This is a genomic window from Bacteroidota bacterium (genome assembly GCA_039821555.1).
Classification (GTDB): domain Bacteria; phylum Bacteroidota; class Rhodothermia; order Rhodothermales; family Rubricoccaceae; genus JBCBEX01.
Window position 1 is genome coordinate 1 of record JBCBNX010000072.1, and the last position, 557, is coordinate 557.

A 557-nucleotide genomic window follows, 5' to 3' on the forward strand; every position below is an offset into this window, starting at 1 on the left:
CTCTCTCATGATTCAACTGTATTTTGGTCTTGACTCGAAGTACAGTTGAATCATGAGAGATCCATAGTTGACGGCAGGGACATCGGCGAAGCAAGTGTCGGTGGCGACGGGCTCGCGGCGCCGTGAAACATTCGCGGCAGGAAACGGCGAATGGAAGACGCGTCGGTAGGTATCCTGTGCGACATGGCGTCCCCACTGGGTGGTGACTTCAAGAGTCTTGGCGACGAGGTCGGCAGGGGCGAAATTGAGATATGGACGAAGAATCTCAAGATCGGGTGGTTTGTAGCGCCATTGTGTCCGATGAAAAATACGGACGGTGCGAATACACTCATCCACGTAGTCGTTGAGGTCTAAAGGGTCCCAATAAAAATATTTGGGAGGATCGGGCACGACGGGAGGATCAGCGTCGGCGTCGGGCTCGACTGGGTCGAAAAAATTATCGACATGATCAATCTGCACATGAGCGAAAGCGTGGTTGATGTCCAAAGTGTCGAAGAAGACTTCGTTGTTGATGGGGACGGTTTCGTGGTTGTATTGGCCGCGATAATTGCCGTAAC

General features: G+C 52.4%; 1 protein-coding gene. It reads right to left on the reverse strand.

Going from position 1 to position 557, the window contains the following annotated elements; translation table 11 throughout:
• Positions 1-12: 12 nt before the first annotated feature.
• A partial coding sequence (locus AAFU51_18900) for a hypothetical protein (protein ID MEO1573310.1) occupies positions 13-557 on the reverse strand: 545 nt, incomplete at its 5' end.